This is a genomic window from Streptomyces jeddahensis (assembly GCF_001642995.1).
GTDB lineage: Bacteria > Actinomycetota > Actinomycetes > Streptomycetales > Streptomycetaceae > Streptomyces > Streptomyces jeddahensis.
The window spans coordinates 47,699-62,621 of sequence record NZ_LOHS01000050.1; the positions used below are offsets into that span (position 1 = coordinate 47,699).

The 14,923-nt window shown below is 70.9% G+C and carries 11 protein-coding genes; 5 read left to right on the forward strand and 6 right to left on the reverse strand.

Annotation, left to right across the window (positions count from 1 at the left end):
- Positions 1 to 15: 15 nt before the first annotated feature.
- Entirely contained in the window at positions 16 to 1,134 is a 1,119-nt protein-coding gene (locus tag STSP_RS07020; protein ID WP_067273570.1) for an ADP-ribosylglycohydrolase family protein, read from the reverse strand.
- A 267-nt stretch (positions 1,135 to 1,401) separates the two neighbouring features.
- Between STSP_RS07020 and STSP_RS07025 the strand changes: the two genes are divergently transcribed.
- Positions 1,402 to 2,817, forward strand: coding sequence for an FG-GAP-like repeat-containing protein (locus tag STSP_RS07025; RefSeq protein WP_067273573.1), 1,416 nt, complete (start codon positions 1,402 to 1,404; stop codon positions 2,815 to 2,817).
- Between the two features lie 66 nt (positions 2,818 to 2,883).
- Here STSP_RS07025 and STSP_RS07030 read toward each other — a convergent pair whose 3' ends face one another.
- Positions 2,884 to 5,511 (reverse strand): bifunctional FO biosynthesis protein CofGH, encoded by a 2,628-nt coding sequence (locus STSP_RS07030; protein ID WP_067273637.1) that lies wholly within the window; start codon positions 5,509 to 5,511, stop codon positions 2,884 to 2,886.
- A 266-nt stretch (positions 5,512 to 5,777) separates the two neighbouring features.
- Here STSP_RS07030 and STSP_RS07035 point away from each other — a divergent pair, with 266 nt between their 5' ends.
- Complete coding sequence (locus STSP_RS07035; protein ID WP_067273575.1) at positions 5,778 to 7,286, forward strand: CehA/McbA family metallohydrolase; 1,509 nt, start codon at positions 5,778 to 5,780, stop codon at positions 7,284 to 7,286.
- Positions 7,287 to 7,340: 54 nt separating this feature from the next.
- On the opposite strand, the gene STSP_RS07040 is transcribed toward STSP_RS07035, so the two are convergent.
- The gene (locus tag STSP_RS07040; RefSeq protein ID WP_067273578.1) at positions 7,341 to 8,900 is read right to left on the reverse strand and encodes an APC family permease; all 1,560 of its coding nucleotides are present in this window, start codon (positions 8,898 to 8,900) and stop codon (positions 7,341 to 7,343) included.
- A gap of 376 nt (positions 8,901 to 9,276) precedes the next feature.
- Between STSP_RS07040 and STSP_RS07045 the strand changes: the two genes are divergently transcribed.
- From STSP_RS07045 to STSP_RS07055, 3 genes are all read left to right on the forward strand, one after another.
- Positions 9,277 to 9,615 carry a DoxX family protein gene (locus tag STSP_RS07045; protein WP_067273580.1) on the forward strand — a complete coding sequence of 113 codons (339 nt, stop codon included), beginning with the start codon at positions 9,277 to 9,279 and terminating at the stop codon, positions 9,613 to 9,615.
- Positions 9,616 to 9,802: 187 nt separating this feature from the next.
- The gene (locus STSP_RS07050) at positions 9,803 to 10,087 is read left to right on the forward strand and encodes a type II toxin-antitoxin system Phd/YefM family antitoxin (protein WP_157902783.1); all 285 of its coding nucleotides are present in this window, start codon (positions 9,803 to 9,805) and stop codon (positions 10,085 to 10,087) included.
- Between the two features lie 90 nt (positions 10,088 to 10,177).
- Entirely contained in the window at positions 10,178 to 10,480 is a 303-nt protein-coding gene (locus STSP_RS07055; RefSeq protein WP_198547283.1) for a type II toxin-antitoxin system VapC family toxin, read from the forward strand.
- Between the two features lie 12 nt (positions 10,481 to 10,492).
- Here STSP_RS07055 and STSP_RS07060 read toward each other — a convergent pair whose 3' ends face one another.
- Genes STSP_RS07060 through STSP_RS07070 form a run of 3 tightly spaced genes read right to left on the reverse strand, consistent with a single transcriptional unit; the run spans position 10,493 to position 14,833 of the window.
- On the reverse strand, positions 10,493 to 11,950 hold the full coding sequence (locus tag STSP_RS07060) for an aldehyde dehydrogenase family protein (RefSeq protein ID WP_067273585.1): 1,458 nt from the start codon (positions 11,948 to 11,950) through the stop codon (positions 10,493 to 10,495).
- Positions 11,947 to 13,686 carry an N-acyl-D-amino-acid deacylase family protein gene (locus tag STSP_RS07065; protein ID WP_067273588.1) on the reverse strand — a complete coding sequence of 580 codons (1,740 nt, stop codon included), beginning with the start codon at positions 13,684 to 13,686 and terminating at the stop codon, positions 11,947 to 11,949. Before STSP_RS07065 ends, STSP_RS07060 begins: the two co-directional genes overlap by 4 nt.
- Positions 13,687 to 13,714: 28 nt before the next feature.
- On the reverse strand, positions 13,715 to 14,833 hold the full coding sequence (locus STSP_RS07070; protein WP_078066948.1) for an LLM class flavin-dependent oxidoreductase: 1,119 nt from the start codon (positions 14,831 to 14,833) through the stop codon (positions 13,715 to 13,717).
- Positions 14,834 to 14,923 lie beyond the last annotated feature (90 nt).

Consider the following 14,923-nt stretch of genomic DNA (forward strand, 5'->3'; position numbering starts at 1 on the left):
TGCGGGGCCGCGCGCTCAGCCGCGCGGATACCGCGCCAGCCAACCGGGAGACGACCCGGCAGGCCCGTGCAGGGCGGGCCCCTGGGTCATCTCCATCGCGAAGTCGTCGGCGAGTTCGAGAAGCGTCGGACGGCCCTCCAGCTCGGCGAGCCAGCCGGGCGGGAGGGCCGTCTCGCCGTGCAGGGCGCCCAGCAGCCCGCCGGTCAGCCCGGCCACGGCGCGTGAGTCGCCGCCGTGGTTGACGGCCAGGCACAGCCCGTGCCGTATGTCCTCGGCGACGAGCGCGCAGTAGACGGCGGCCGCGAGCGTGCCGTCCGCCGTACCGGGCGGGCCTGCCAGCTCCTCCACGCGCGCGGGCGTGGGCATGCCCTGCCGCACCGCGCCCAGGGCGTGCTGCAGCCCGTCGGTGACGGGCTGGTGATCCGGCCGGGCGGCGAGGAGGGAGAGGGCCCGCTGCACGGCGGCGTCGAGGGTCTCACCGCGGGCCAGCGCATGCACGATCACCGCGTACGCGCCCGCCGACAGATACGCGGCGGGGTGGCCGTGCGTCTGGACGGCGCACTCGAGGGCGAGCTGTGCGACGAGCCCCGGTTCCCAGCCGACGAGCAGGCCGAAGGGCGCGGACCGGAGGGCGGCCTCGGCGCCCCGTTCCGCGGGGTTCTTCGGCGTCTCGAGGGTGCCCATGATGTCGTCGCCCAAGCCGGTGAGGCAGGCGCGGGACGGGTCGCGGCGAGCGTAGAGCCACTCCTCGCGGGCCAGCCAGCCGTCGTCCTTGCGGCGCTCGTCGGGGCCCCAGTCGCTCTGCGTCGCGGCCCAGCGGCGGTAGGCGCGGTGCAGGTCGGTCGGCGGATGCCAGGCGCCGGTGTCGCGCCGGACCTGGGCGCGGATGAGCCCGTCCACGGTGAAGAGGGTGAGCTGCGTCGTCGCGGTGACGGCGCCGCGGCGGCCGTACGCGGGGGCGAGATCGGTGAGGCCTTCCGTGCCGTGCTCGGCACGGATGCCCTCGAGGGAGAGGCCCGTCACGGGTGCGCCCAGGGCGTCGCCGACGGCGACTCCGAGGAGCGTGCCGCGGACGCGGCTGCGGAAGTCCTGCTGTTCGGCACGGCCCCAGACGGCACCGACTGCTGCGCTCATCGGGCCCTCCTTCCTGCCCTCCCGCGTACGGCTGACTGCGCAGCACTGTAATCGAACGAGAATCGGGGGGTTCAGGTCCTTGATCGGTATCCGGGGCGCCACCGAGCCGGGTGGCGCGTACACCACAACCCGGTGGCGCGTACACCACAACCCTTCATCGGTGTTGACAGTCAAGGTGAACGACTGCCGTACACAGGCCCAACTGCCGGTGCCCCAAGCGCTGTGCCGCCGGCGAACCGACGTACTGACGCACTGGAGAAGACATCGATGTCCCAGCCCACCCGACGCCGGGCCGTCGCCCGGTGTGCCGCCGTGGCCGCCCTGCTGACCGCCCCCTGGACGGTGTCCGGCGGTCTCGCCGCACCGGCCCTGGCCGCCACCGTGTCGACGCCCGTCGTCGACTTCAACGGAGACGGATACGCTGACCTGGCCGTATCCGCGCCCAACGCCACCGTCTCGGGCATGTCCCAGGCCGGCTACATCTCGGTCGTGTACGGCTCGTCGGCAGGCGCCGACACCGCCCACGCCCAGCTGATCACGCGCGCGACCGCGGGCGTGCCGGGGCATGTCTCGCAGTACGACGCCTTCGGCCGCAGCACGGCCGCTCGCGACTTCGACGGGGACGGCTACACCGACCTCGCCGTGGGCCACTTCTCAACCCCGGTCGTGCTCTGGGGCTCCGCACACGGCCTCAGCGGCGGCACCGTACTGACCACAGCCTCCTCCAGACTCGCTGCGGGCGACTTCAACGGCGACGGCTACGGGGACCTGGTGACCGACAGCGACGTCGGTCTTGAGGTGTCCTATGGCCCCATCTCCCGCACCGGGGCGCCCGCCTCCACGGACACGCTCCCCTTCGAGGAAGAGGTAGACCCCCGGGCCATAACCGTGGGCGACATGACGGGTGACGGCGTCGACGACATGGTCACGACCCACAGCTTCGAGGAGATGCAGCACAAGTCCCGCTTCTGGGCAGGCGGGAAGGACGGCCTCAGCCACACCTTCAAGACCACCGGCTACTACACGGTCGGCGGGGTCATCGCCGATGTGAACAAGGACGGCTACGGCGACTTCGTGGCCCTCCAGGTCGACCAGGTCTCGGAGATGCGTGCCTACGACGCGGGCGCGATCCGCGTCGTCTACGGCTCGGCATCCGGCCCCTCCACCCGGACGGTGAAGATCACCCAGAACACGGCGGGCGTCCCCGGCGTGAGCGAAGCGGGTGACAACGAGCTCAACTTCGGCGACCAGTTCGGCTACTCCCTCGCGGCCGGCGACGTCACCGGCGACGGTTACCCGGACATCGCCGTGGGTGTTCCCGGCGAGGACGTCGGCTCGGTCCGCGACGCGGGCGCCATCGTCCTGCTCAAGGGCAGCGCGTCGGGCCTCACCGGCAAGGGCGCGCAGGCCTTCAACCAGTCGACGTCCGGCGTCCCCGGCATCTCGGAGAAGGGCGACTACTTCGGCCGCAGCGTGCACCTCGCCGATGTCAACGCCAACAACCGCGCCGACCTGGCGGTGGGCACACCCTCGGAGGACGGCACCTACGCGGACTCGGGCGCGGTGTGGGTCCTGCGCGGCTCCAAGGCGGGCCTGACGACCACCAACATCACGTCGTTCGGGCCGCGCGCGCTGGGCGCACCGGAGAAGGAGGCGCGCTTCGGGGACAGCATCGCGCGGTAGGAGAAGGCCCGCATACGCCTGTCAGCGCTGCCAAGGCCCGTCCCGGTGAACCGGGACGGGCCTTGGTCAGTCCAGCACCGGCAGCAGCTCCGGCAGATGCCCGTCCGATGCCGCCGCCGCCCCCTGCCGCTCCTCCGGGACCTCCCCGTACAGCGTCGTCCGGGGGCGGCCCGGGCGGCCCGCCGCCTCGGCGATGGCGACGAGGTCCTTGATGGAGCGGTACGAGCCGTAACTCGAGCCCGCCATACGGGAGATGGTCTCCTCCATCAGCGTGCCGCCCAGGTCGTTCGCCCCGGAGCGCAGCATCTCCGCCGCACCCTCCGTGCCGAGCTTGACCCAGCTGGTCTGGATGTTGGGGATGTGGGGGTGGAGGAGGAGGCGGGCCATGGCCGTGACGGCCCGGTTGTCGCGGGTCGTCGGGCCGGGGCGGGCGATCCCCGCCAGATACACCGGGGCGTTGGTGTGGATGAACGGCAGCGTCACGAACTCCGTGAAGCCGCCGACGCCCTTGGACAGCGCCGCCTCCTGGATGCGCGACAGGGTGCGGAAGTGGCCCAGCCAGTGGCGCGGCTGGTCCACGTGGCCGTACATCATCGTGGACGAGGAGCGGATGCCCAGCTCGTGTGCGGTCTCGATCACCTCGATCCAGGTCGACGTCGGCAGCTTGCCCTTCGTCAGGACCCAGCGGACCTCGTCGTCGAGGATCTCCGCCGCCGTGCCGGGGATCGAGTCGAGGCCCGCCTCCTTCGCGGCCGTCAGCCACTCCCGTATCGACATGCCGGTGCGCGTCGCGCCGTTGACGACCTCCATCGGCGAGAAGGCGTGCACGTGCATGCCCGGTACGCGGGCCTTCACGGCTCGGGCGATGTCGAAGTACGCCGTGCCGGGCAGGTCGGGGTGGATGCCGCCCTGCATGCACACCTCGACCGCGCCCACGTCCCACGCCTGGGCGGCGCGGTCGGCGACCTGCTCCAGCGAGAGCGTGTACGCGTCGGCGTCCGTGCGGCGCTGCGCGAAGGCGCAGAAGCGGCAGCCCGTGTAGCAGACGTTGGTGAAGTTGATGTTCCGCGTGACGATGTACGTCACGTCGTCGCCCACGACCGACTTGCGCAGGTCGTCCGCGACGGAGCACAGCGCGTCCAGCGCCGGGCCGTCCGCGTGCAGCAGCGCCAGCGCCTCGTCGTCCGTCAGCTTCGTCGGGTCGTCGGCGGCCGTGGCGAGTGCGGCGCGGACGTCGCCGTCGATGCGGGACGGCACCATCCCGGGCGCCGCCTGCTCGCGCAGCGCCTCCCAGTCGCCGTAGACCTCGTCGAAGTCGTCGCGCCGGTCGGACGTGCGCCCGTCGGTGTCGATGGTGCGGTGCAGGTCCGTACGGCCGGTGGACACGAACCCCTCGTCGGGCTCCTGCCAGGGGCGGCCCACGACCGGCGCGTCCGGGTTCGCCAGGCCCGTCTCCGGGTCTGCCAGCGCCCGTACGTGCGGCAGGAGCCGCGGGTCCAGCCAGGGCTCGCCGCGCCGCACGAACTCCGGGTAGACGCAGAGGCGTTCCCTCAGTTCGAAACCGGCGGCCGCGGACCGCTCGCGCAGAAGGTCGATCTGCGGCCACGGCCGTTCGGGGTTCACATGGTCGATGGTCAGCGGGGACACCCCGCCCCAGTCGTCGATTCCGGCGCCGATCAGCCGCTCGTACTCCGCGTCGACCAGGTTCGGCGGCGCCTGCAGGCAGGCCGACGGGCCCATGATGTGCCGGGCGACGGCGACCGTGGCGACCAGGTCGTCGAGCTCCGCGTCCGGCATGCCGCGCATCGCCGTGTCCGGCTTTGCGCGGAAGTTCTGGATGATCAGCTCCTGGATGCCGTGGTAGGAGCGGGCGATACGGCGCAGCGCGAACAGCGACTCGGCACGCTCCTCGTATGTCTCGCCGATGCCGATCAGCAGTCCGCTGGTGAAGGGGACGGAGGAGCGGCCCGCGTCCTCCAGGACGCGCAGCCGGACCGCGGGCTCCTTGTCGGGCGAGCCGTAGTGCGGCCCGCCGGGCTCGGACCAGAGGCGTTCCGCCGTCGTCTCCAGCATCATGCCCATGCTCGGCGCGACCGGCTTGAGCCGCTGGAAGTCCGTCCACGACATGACGCCGGGGTTGAGGTGCGGCAGCAGGCCGGTCTCTTCGAGGATGCGGATCGCCATCGCCCGGACGTACGCGATGGTGTCGTCGTATCCGTGCGCGTCCAGCCATTCGCGGGCCTCCGGCCAGCGGTCCTCCGGCTTGTCGCCGAGGGTGATCAGGGCCTCCTTGCAGCCCATTTCGGCGCCGCGGCGGGCGATGTCGAGGACCTCGTCCGGGGACATGAACATCCCGTGGCCCGCGCGCCGCAGCTTGCCCGGCACGGTCGCGAAGGTGCAGTAGTGGCACTTGTCGCGGCACAGGCGCGTGAGCGGGATGAAGACGCTCTTCGAGTAGGTGATGACGCCCGGGCGTCCCGCGGCTTCCAGGCCCGCGTCCCGTACGCGCGCCGCGGACGCCGCGAGGTCCCGCAGATCGTCCCCGCGCGCCTGCAGCAGCACCGCCGCCTCGGCGACGTCCAGCGCGACGCCGTCCCGCGCCCGCCTCAGCGCACGGCGCATGGCGTTCGCGGTGGGGCCGGCCCCGCCGGCGGGCTGGGTTCCGAGCGGCTGCGCAGGCTGCGGATCAGTCATGCCCCGAGCATACGAGCGCGCGCCGACATCGTCTGCGACGCGTCCCGTGCTGCTGATCACGCGGTTTCCTGTGCCAGTTCATGTTTCGTCTCGCTCCCGGGCGTCGGCGGCCATACCGCGCGACGCCGCCCGCCGTCGGCTTTCAGCCACCCGGGGACGACCGCTGGGCGAAATCCGCCGATCGCCTTCCCTTACAAGGGAGTTCACGGCTCACTACCAGGGTTGCCCGCACGACCCACCGTCACCGACGACCCCTGGGAGCCGGCATGTGCGAGGACCACGACATCCGCAGACGCGCGCTGTTCGTGACGGGAGCTGCCGCCGCCCTTACGTTGGGCAGCGTGAGCTTCGCGAGTGGCGCCACCACCCCCACGGCGACACAGGAGAAGAAGACGGTGCGCGGCACCTTTCCGACCGGTTCGCCCGACTTCGTCTATCTCCCTCTGGACATCCCCGGCGGCGTGAGCGAGATCCACGTCGCGTACACCTACGACAAGCCGGCCGTGCCCGCCGGCACCCAGGGCAACGCCCTGGACATCGGCATCTTCGACGAGCGCGGCACGGATCTCGGCGGCAGGGGGTTCCGCGGCTGGTCGGGCGGGGCCCGCAGCGAGTTCTTCATCCGCGCGGACGACGCCACGCCCGGCTACATCCCGGGGCCGATCCGCGAGGGTACGTGGCACATCGCCCTCGGCCCCTACACGGTGGCGCCGCAGGGCCTGACGTACGAGGTTGCCATCACGCTCACCTACGATGAGCCGGGCGAGACGCCGAAGCCGGTCTACCCGCCGGAGCGGGCCAAGGGCCGCGGCCGCGCCTGGTACCGCGGCGACTGCCATCTGCACTCCTGGTACTCGGACGGCAGGCGCACCCCCGCCGAGATCGCGGCGCTCGCACGCGCGGCCGGTCTCGACTTCATCAACACGTCGGAGCACAACACGCACGCCGCGCACGCCCACTGGGCCGACCAGGCGGGCGACGACCTGCTGATTCTGCTCGGCGAGGAGGTGACCACACGCAACGGCCACGTGGTCGCGCTCGGCACCGACCCCGGCACGTTTGTCGACTGGCGCTACCGCGCGCGGGACAACCGCTTCGGCAAGTACGCCCGCGAGATCCGGCGGGCCGGCGGCCTTGTCGTCCCCGCGCACCCGCACGCCACCTGCATCGGCTGCAACTGGAAGTTCGGCTTCGGCGACGCGGACGTGGTCGAGGTGTGGAACGGCCCCTACACGCCCGACGACGAGGTGTCGCTGGCCGACTGGGACAGCATGCTCGTCGCCTCCGTACGCTCCGGCCGCGCCTGGATCCCGGCCATGGGCAACAGCGACGCACACCGCGACCCCGACCCGGTCGGCACCCCGCAGACAGTCGTCCTCGCCGACGATCTGACCCGCGAGGCGATCCTGGACGGCCTGCGCGCGGGCCGCTCGTACGTGGCCGAGTCCAAGTCGGTCTCCCTCGCCTTCACCGCCTCCGGCAGCCGGGGCGAGCACGCCGGCATCGGCGAGCGCCTGCCGGTCGACCCGGATGCCCCGGTGACGGTCCGTCTGGAGGTGACGGGCGCCCCCGGCTGCACGGTCCGCTTCGTCACCGACCAGGGCGGCCTGTTCACCTCCCCCGCGCTCCCGGCCTCAGGCTCGGGCACGGCGGAGTGGCGTACGACGGCCTCCTACGCGGCATACGTCCGCGCCGAGGTCCGGCACGCACCCGTGGTGACGGGCCTGCCGGGACCGCTGGCGGCGTTCACGAACCCGGTCTTCCTGGGCCGCTGAGGAGGCCGGAGAGGGCCGTAGACGGAATGGTGCGGAGAGACGGAAGTGTGCGGATCAGTCCGCGACCACCAGTGAGGGCGTCTCCTTCGTCAGCACCTCGCCGCGGAAGAAGGCCGGACTGCGGCGCTGCATCACGCCCATGATCACCACGCCCAGGAGCAGCAGGCCGACGCCGATCACGAAGACGGAGCCGACGCCGAAGACGGCGGAGCCGGAGCCGTAGGCCGGATCCCACATGTCGTACAGGGTCTTGCCGAAGACCGCGGCCAGCAGGATTCCGCCGAGGACCGGGAAGAGGCCCTTGAAGGCGAGGTCACGGGCCGACCGGCGCAGCTCCGCGCGGAAGTACCAGGCGCAGGCGAAGGCGGTCAGCGCGTAGTAGAAGCAGATCATGAGGCCGAGCGCGTAGATCGTGTCGACGAGGACGTGCTCGCTGACCAGCGTCATGACGGTGTAGAACGCGCCGGTGGCGGCGCCCGCGACGACCGTTGCCTTGCCCGGCGTCTTGAAGCGGGGGTTGACCCGGGCGAAGGAGGCGGGCAGGGCCTCGTACGCCGACATCGCGAGCACCGTGCGGGCGACCGGGATGAACGTCGTCTGAAGGCTGGCGGCGGCCGAGGCGAGGACGGCGACGAAGAGCGCGATGCCGAGGACCGGGCCCATCACGGGTCCCGCCAGGGCGGCGAAGACGTTGTCGGAGGTGTCCGGGTTGGCGAGGCCGAGCCCCTTGTCGCCCGAGCCGACGGCCATCTGTGCGGCGACGGCGGTGGCCAGGTAGGAACCGACCAGCACGACCATCGCGATGAGTGCGGCGCGGCCCGGGGTCTTCGCGGAGCCGGTGGTCTCCTCGTTGCTGGACAGACAGGCGTCCCAGCCCCAGTACATGAAGATCGAGAGGGAGAGACCGGCGGTGAAGGCCGCGAAGGACTGGACGGCGAACGGGTTCATCCAGGACCAGGAGAAGTCGACGCCGGTGTCGAAGGCGCCGCTGCCGGCCTTCTGCAGGGCCAGCACGACGAAGACGGCGAGGACGACGAGCTGGAGGCCGACCAGGGCGTACTGGACTCCCTTCGTCGCCGTCATGCCGCGGTAGCTGATCGCGGTGGCGACGGCGATCAGAGTGAGGCAGGTGAGGATGTGGACGGCCTTGTTGCCGTCCAGCGCGGCGACCGACTCACTGCCGGTGATCTCGCCGGCCAGCAGCCAGAAGTACGAGGTCGCGACGCCCGCGAGGTTCGAGAGCACGATGATCGTCGCGATCACCAGGCCCCAGCCGCACATCCAGCCCACGCGCGGCCCGAACGCCTTCACCGTCCAGGTGAAGGAGGTGCCGCAGTCCGGCATGGCGCGGTTGAGCTCACGGTAGGCGAAGGCGACGAGCAGCATCGGCAGGAAGCCGGCCAGGAACACAGCCGGCATCTGCAGTCCCACCTCGCCTGCGGTGGAGCCCAGGGTCGACGTCAGGCAGTAGACGGGGGCGACCGTCGAGACACCGATGACGGCACTGCCCAGGAGGCCGACGGAGTTCCCCCCGAGCCCCTTGGTCCGGACGCCCCTGTCAGGGCGTCCCCTTACCGTGTCTCCGACCTGGGGCCGGCTCTCCAGCTGAGTCATGAAGAGGACGGTAAATGCTGCGGTTTCCACATCCGGAGGATCGCGATCCGCCGCCCGATTCTTGCATTCCATGGCCGTGCTGTCCACACGCCATCTTTAGCTAGGTCTGCTACGCCTGCCAGCCACCCAACGCAAGGCGAACACGGGACCGTCCGATATTCGGTAATCGCAGCGAGGCCCGATTTGTCCCTGCGGAGACTTTCCATGTGGCGTGGATCACGCGACCTCCGGTGCCGCTCCCCGGCGACCGGTCGGTCGAGCGGCGAGGGCCGTCATGTCACATTCGCGCGCCGCTCCTCGTCGGAACCATGACGGACCACCGCACCCGGCCGTAGCCACCCGCAGCCGCGGCCCTTCCCGACAAGGAGCTGTGCCGATGTCCACCACGTACGTCGTCGTGACCGTCCTGGCCGCCGTCATGGCGGGCTTCTCCGCCGTCGCCGGCTGGGTTCCCTTCCCGTTCGTCGCGCAGGCCCTGGAGCGCTACGGCGTCCCCCGTTCCTGGTGGCCCTGGCTGAGCGCGGCCAAGGCGGCGGGGGCCGCGGGGCTGCTGATCGGGCTGTTCGTGCCGGTCATCGGGGTCATGGCCGGGATCGGCCTGCTGCTGTACTTCCTGCTGGCCGTCGTCACGGTGGTCCGGGCGCGCGCTTACACGCACATCCCGTTCCCGCTCGTGTACGCGGCGCCAGTAGCCGCCGCTCTGGCCTTGATGTGAACCGCCTGAGCCCGGGAGACAAGAGAGCCTGTTACTCGCTCAGCGGTCAGCCGGGCCACACACGAACCCGATCTTCCTGGGCCGCCGATCGGGTCACCCGGTCGGCGTAACCCCGGGCCGGTCATCTCTGTTGATCAGGTTCGCGACGGTATATCGGCGGCGGACGGGAGGTCTTACCGTGAAGACCATGGAGCGCATCGGGATCCAGGAGCTGATCCGGCACGCGGGCACATACGTGGAGCGAGCGCGGCACGGAGAGGTCATCGACATCACCGACGGTGATGCGACGATCGCCCGGCTGACACCCGTCACCGGTGATGACGCGACACTCGACGTCCTCATCGCGCAAGGGCTTGTCGTCCCGCCCTCCGGGAGCTTCGACGAGTTGATCGACACCCCCGGGGTTGCAGGACCGGTCGGCGCTCACAGTACGGAAGCCATCCTCGACGAACTCCGCGAGGACCGCTCGTGATCTATCTGGACTCCTCGGCTCTGCTGAAGCTGGGTTTTCGAAGAGGCCGAGTCCGCCGCCCTGCGCACCTGGCTGGGCGAGCGTCGGGCGATGGTCCGGCTGGCCAGCGATCTGGCCCGCGTCGAGGTTCACCGCAGCACATTGCGCCGTGACGCCGCCGCCCTCCCACGGGCCGTCACGGCGCTCAAGGGAGTGCACCTCATTCCCCTGAGCGACCGTGTTGTGACCAAAGCCATGTCTGTCGGTGACTCGGGACTCCGCAGCCTCGACGCACTGCATCTTTCATCCGCGATGCTGCTCAAGCCGCGACTGACCCACTTTGTCGTCTACGACAAGCGGCTCTACGACGCAGCCCAAGCCGAGGGCCTGCACCCGGTGCGACCCGGAGCGTAGACGCGGCCAGCCTCACCCCGGCCACACGATCGCCTGCAGCTCGCTGTACGCGTGCAGCGCGTACGAGCCGACGTCCCTGCCGACCCCCGACTTCTTGAAGCCCCCGAACGGCGCCTCCATGTTGCGGCCCACCGTGTTGACGCCGACCCCGCCGGCCCGCAGCCGCCGGGCGACGCGGAAAGCGCGGGCCACGTCGCCGGACCAGACGTAGTCGATCAGCCCGTAGTCGCTGTCGTCGGCGAGGGCGACGGCCTCCTCCTCATCGTCGAAGGGGACGACCACGACGACCGGGCCGAAGATCTCCTCCCGGACGACCCGCATGTCGTTGGTGCACTCGGTGAGGAGGGTCGGGGCGACATAGAAGCCCCTGTCGAGCTCCGGCCGGACACCGCCCGCGACCACCCGCGCGCCCTCCTTGCGGCCCAGTTCCACGTACGACTCGACGCGGTCCCGGTGGGCCGCGGAGATCACGGGGCCGACGATCGTGCCCTGCTCCCTCGGGTCGCCGACCTTCATGAAGCCGATGTACCGCGTCAGGTGCTCGACGAGCCGGTCGTGGACCGAGCGCTGGACGATCACGCGGGTCGGTGCGGTGCAGATCTGGCCGCTGTAGAAGGCGTACGTGGTGCCGATGCCCGCCACGGCCTGGTCCAGGTCGGCGTCGTCGAAGACGATCGCGGCGCCCTTGCCGCCCAGCTCCATCAGCTGCCGTTTCATGCCGCGGCCGCACACCTCGGCGATGCGCTGTCCGACGGCGGTCGAGCCGGTGAAGCTCACCATGTCGACGTCCGGCGAGTCGACGGCCGCCTCGCCGACGCCGACGTCCGTGCCGGACACCACGTTCACCACCCCGGGCGGAGCCCCGGCCGCCTCCAGCGCCTCCGCCATCCGGTACACCGACAGCGGGTCCTGCGGCGCGGGCTTCACGACCACCGTGTTGCCCATCGCCAGCGCCGGAGCCACCTTCCCTGCCGGGTTCGCCCACGGGTTGTTGTACGAGGTGATGCAGGTGACGACGCCGACGGGCTGCCGTACGGCGAGGGCCCCCATGACGCCCGCCTTGCCCATCGGGCCCGCCTCGTTGATCTGTGGCGGAAGCGGGGTCTCGACGGGTTCCAGCGCTCCCTTCGCGTACCGCCGGAAGCGGGCCACGCTCACGCCCACCTGCATGCCGCGCGCCGTCCCCGTCGTGGCGCCGCTCTCGGCCTGGGCGAGGTCCGCGTACGAGGCGAAGTTGCGCTGGATCTCGTCCGCCGCCCGGTCGAGGATCGCGGCGCGCTCCTCGGGTGCCGTGCGCGACCAGGAGGCGAAGGCCTCGCGGGCCGCGCGCGCCGCATCGTGGACCTGTGCGCGGCTCGCCTCGGGTGCGAGCCCGACGACTTCCTCGGTCGCCGGGTCGATCACCTCGTAGTGCCCGCAGTCCGGCTCGACCCACTCCCCGCCGATGAACAGCCGCTGTGCGTCGGTCACCTGGTGCTCACCGTCCTGGTGTCCCGGCCCGAGCGCAGCACCTTGCCGGGCACGGCGCCGGTCACCACGTCGTCGCGGATCGCCTCGACGCCGTTGACCCAGACCACGTTGATCCCGATCGCCTTGGAGTCCAGGCGCGGGCTGTCGCCGGGCAGGTCGTGGACGAGGGTGGCCTGGCCCGCCTCGATCCGCTCGGGGTCGAACAGGACGAGGTCGGCATGCCAGCCCTCGGCGATCCGTCCGCGCTCCCGCAGGCCGAAGAGCTGCGCCGGATCGTCCGTCAGCATCTTCACGGCCTGCTCCAGCGGGACCAGCTTCCGCCCCCGCAGGCAGTCCCCGATGAAGCGCGTCGTGTACGGCGCGCCGCACATACGGTCCAGATGGGCGCCCGCGTCGGAGCCGCCGAGCATGACGTCCTCGTGCTGCCAGGTCTCCTGCCGCAGCGCCCAGGAGGCCGGGTCATTGTCGCTGGGCATCGGCCACAGCACCGTCCGCAGGTCGTCGTTGGCGCAGATCTCCACGAGGCACTGGAACGCGTCCTGGCCGCGCTCGGCCGCGATGTCCTTCACCACCCGGCCGGTGAGGCCCTCGTTCTCCTTGCTGTACGTGTCGCCGATGACGTACCGCCCGAAGTTCGCGAGCCTGCGGAAGACCCCGGCCTCCTTGGAGTCGGCGCGCCGCAGCATCTCCGCCCGCACGTCCGGGTCGCGGAGCTTGGCGATCCGCTCGGGCACGGGCAGGCCGAGGATGTCGCCCCACCCCGGGATGAGGTTGAGCGCGCAGAAGGTGCCGAGCGACATGTTCATGGGCGTGAGGATCGGCATGGTCAGGGCCACGATCCGGCCACCCGCCTTGCGGGCGCGTTCGCTCGGGACGAGCTGGCGCGGCACGCGCTCGGGCACGGCGGCGTCGATCGTCAGCACGTTCCAGTTGAGGGGCCGTCCCGCGGCCGCGCTCATCTCCACGAACAGGTCGATCTCGTCGTCGGAGAACTGGTCCAGGCAGCCGGCGACGATCGCCTCGAGCTGGGTTCCCTCGTGCTCGCCGACGGCCTTCGACAGCGCCAGCAGCTCCGCGGGCTTGGCGTGCCGGGACGCGACGGGCTGCCCGTCCCCGTCGGAGTGCGTGGACGACTGCGTGGTGGACAGTCCCCACGCCCCGGCGTTCATCGACTCGTGGAGCAGCCGCAGCATCTCCTCCAGCTGCTCGGCCGTCGGCTGCCCGCCGACCGCGTCCGCCCCCATGACGTACCGCCGCAGCGCGCAGTGCCCCACCATGAAGCCCGCGTTGACGGCGATGCGCCCCTCCAGCGCGTCGAGGTACTCGCCGAAGGTGTGCCAGTTCCAGGGCGCGCCCTCCTCGAGGGCCACCAGCGACATGCCCTCGACCTTGGACATCATCCGCCGCGTGTAGTCGGCGTCCTCGGGCCGCTCCGGGTTGAGGGGCGCGAGGGTGAAGCCGCAGTTTCCGCCCGCGACCGTCGTCACACCGTGGTTGAGGGACGGCGTCGCGTACGGGTCCCAGAAGAGCTGTGCGTCGTAATGCGTGTGCGGGTCGACGAAGCCGGGAGCGAGGACGAGCCCGGTGGCGTCCTCGCTGGTCCTGGCCTCCTCGGCGACGGCGCCCGGCTCCGCGATGACGGCGATGCGGCCGTCGCGTATGCCGACGTCGGCGGTGTACGAGGGCGCGCCCGTGCCGTCCACGACGGTCGCGCCCTTGATGAGGTGGTCGAGCATTGGCGGCGCCCCTTTCCTGTACGCGAGTTCAGGCGGCCTGGCGGAAACGGGTGGTCCGGTGCACCGGATCCGTGTCGATCTTCGGGATCACGTGCTCGCCGATCAGCCGGATCGACTGCAGCGTGTCCTCGCGCGAGATCCCGACCGGCAGGCCGAACGAGAGCTGGTCGGCGCCCGCCTGCTCCCAGCGCTTGCACTGCGCCAGCACCTCGTCGGGGTCGCCGCAGATCAGCAGCTCCTCGGCGATGAGCAGCTCGATGATCTCCTCGTTGTACTCGGGGAGCGTCTCGGGCCATGCGGGGAAGCCCTCGGGCCGCGGGAAGGTGTCGTGGTAGCGGAAGACGAGGGACGGCAGATAGTGCAGTCCGCCGTTCGCCGCGATCCGGACGGCCTCCTCGTGCGTGGGCGCGCACACGGCGGTCGTCGTCACCATGACGTTGTCGTTGACGAAGTCCCCGACCGGCTCGGCCTTCGCGATGTTCGACTTGTACTGCTCGAGCACCCACTCCATGTCGGAGACCTTCTGCACGCTGAAGCCCAGCACCCCGAGCCCCTTCCGCGCCGCCATGGCGTACGAGGGCGGGGACCCGGCCGCGTACCACATGGCCGGGTGCGACTTCCCGTACGGCTTCGGGAGGACCTTGCGCGGCGGAAGCTGCCAGTGCTTGCCCTGGAACCCGACGTACTCCTCCTGGAGCCACATCTTCGGGAACTCGGCGATGGTCTCTTCCCAGATCTCCTTCGTGTAGTTCATGTCGGTGATGCCGGGCAGGAAGCCCAGGATCTCGTGGCTGCCCGCGCCCCGGCCGCTGCCGAACTCGAACCGGCCCTCGCTGAGGTGGTCGAGCATCGCGACCTTCTCGGCGACCTTCACCGGGTGGTTGACCTGCGCAAGCGGGTTGAAGATGCCGGAGCCGAGGTGGATGCGCTCGGTGGCGTGGGCGAGGTAGCCGAGGAAGACGTCGTTGGCGGAGAGGTGCGAGTACTCCTCCAGGAAGTGGTGCTCGGACGCCCAGACGTACTTGAAGCCGGACTTGTCCGCCTGGATGGCGTACTCGGTCTCCTCCATCAGCGCCTTGTGCTCCGCGAGCGGATCCGTCTCGGCCCGCTTGCCCAGATATCCCTGTACGAAGAGCCCGAATTCCAAGGAGGTTCACCGTCCCTGTCAGAGTTCCAGACCGTTTTCTGACGTACAGTCAGATTCAGCTGGTGCCGACTGTCGCACCGCACTCTCGAC

Excerpts from the sequence above, each read along its gene's own strand:
- STSP_RS07020 (WP_067273570.1), bottom strand. The coding sequence starts at position 1,134 with ATGAGCGCAGCAGTCGGTGCCGTCTGGGGCCGTGCCGAACAGCAGGAC.
- STSP_RS07025 (WP_067273573.1), top strand. The coding sequence starts at position 1,402 with ATGTCCCAGCCCACCCGACGCCGGGCCGTCGCCCGGTGTGCCGCCGTG.
- STSP_RS07030 (WP_067273637.1), bottom strand. The coding sequence starts at position 5,511 with ATGACTGATCCGCAGCCTGCGCAGCCGCTCGGAACCCAGCCCGCCGGC.
- STSP_RS07035 (WP_067273575.1), top strand. The coding sequence starts at position 5,778 with ATGTGCGAGGACCACGACATCCGCAGACGCGCGCTGTTCGTGACGGGA.
- STSP_RS07040 (WP_067273578.1), bottom strand. The coding sequence starts at position 8,900 with ATGACTCAGCTGGAGAGCCGGCCCCAGGTCGGAGACACGGTAAGGGGA.
- STSP_RS07045 (WP_067273580.1), top strand. The coding sequence starts at position 9,277 with ATGTCCACCACGTACGTCGTCGTGACCGTCCTGGCCGCCGTCATGGCG.
- STSP_RS07050 (WP_157902783.1), top strand. The coding sequence starts at position 9,803 with ATGGAGCGCATCGGGATCCAGGAGCTGATCCGGCACGCGGGCACATAC.
- STSP_RS07055 (WP_198547283.1), top strand. The coding sequence starts at position 10,178 with ATGGTCCGGCTGGCCAGCGATCTGGCCCGCGTCGAGGTTCACCGCAGC.
- STSP_RS07065 (WP_067273588.1), bottom strand. The coding sequence starts at position 13,686 with ATGCTCGACCACCTCATCAAGGGCGCGACCGTCGTGGACGGCACGGGC.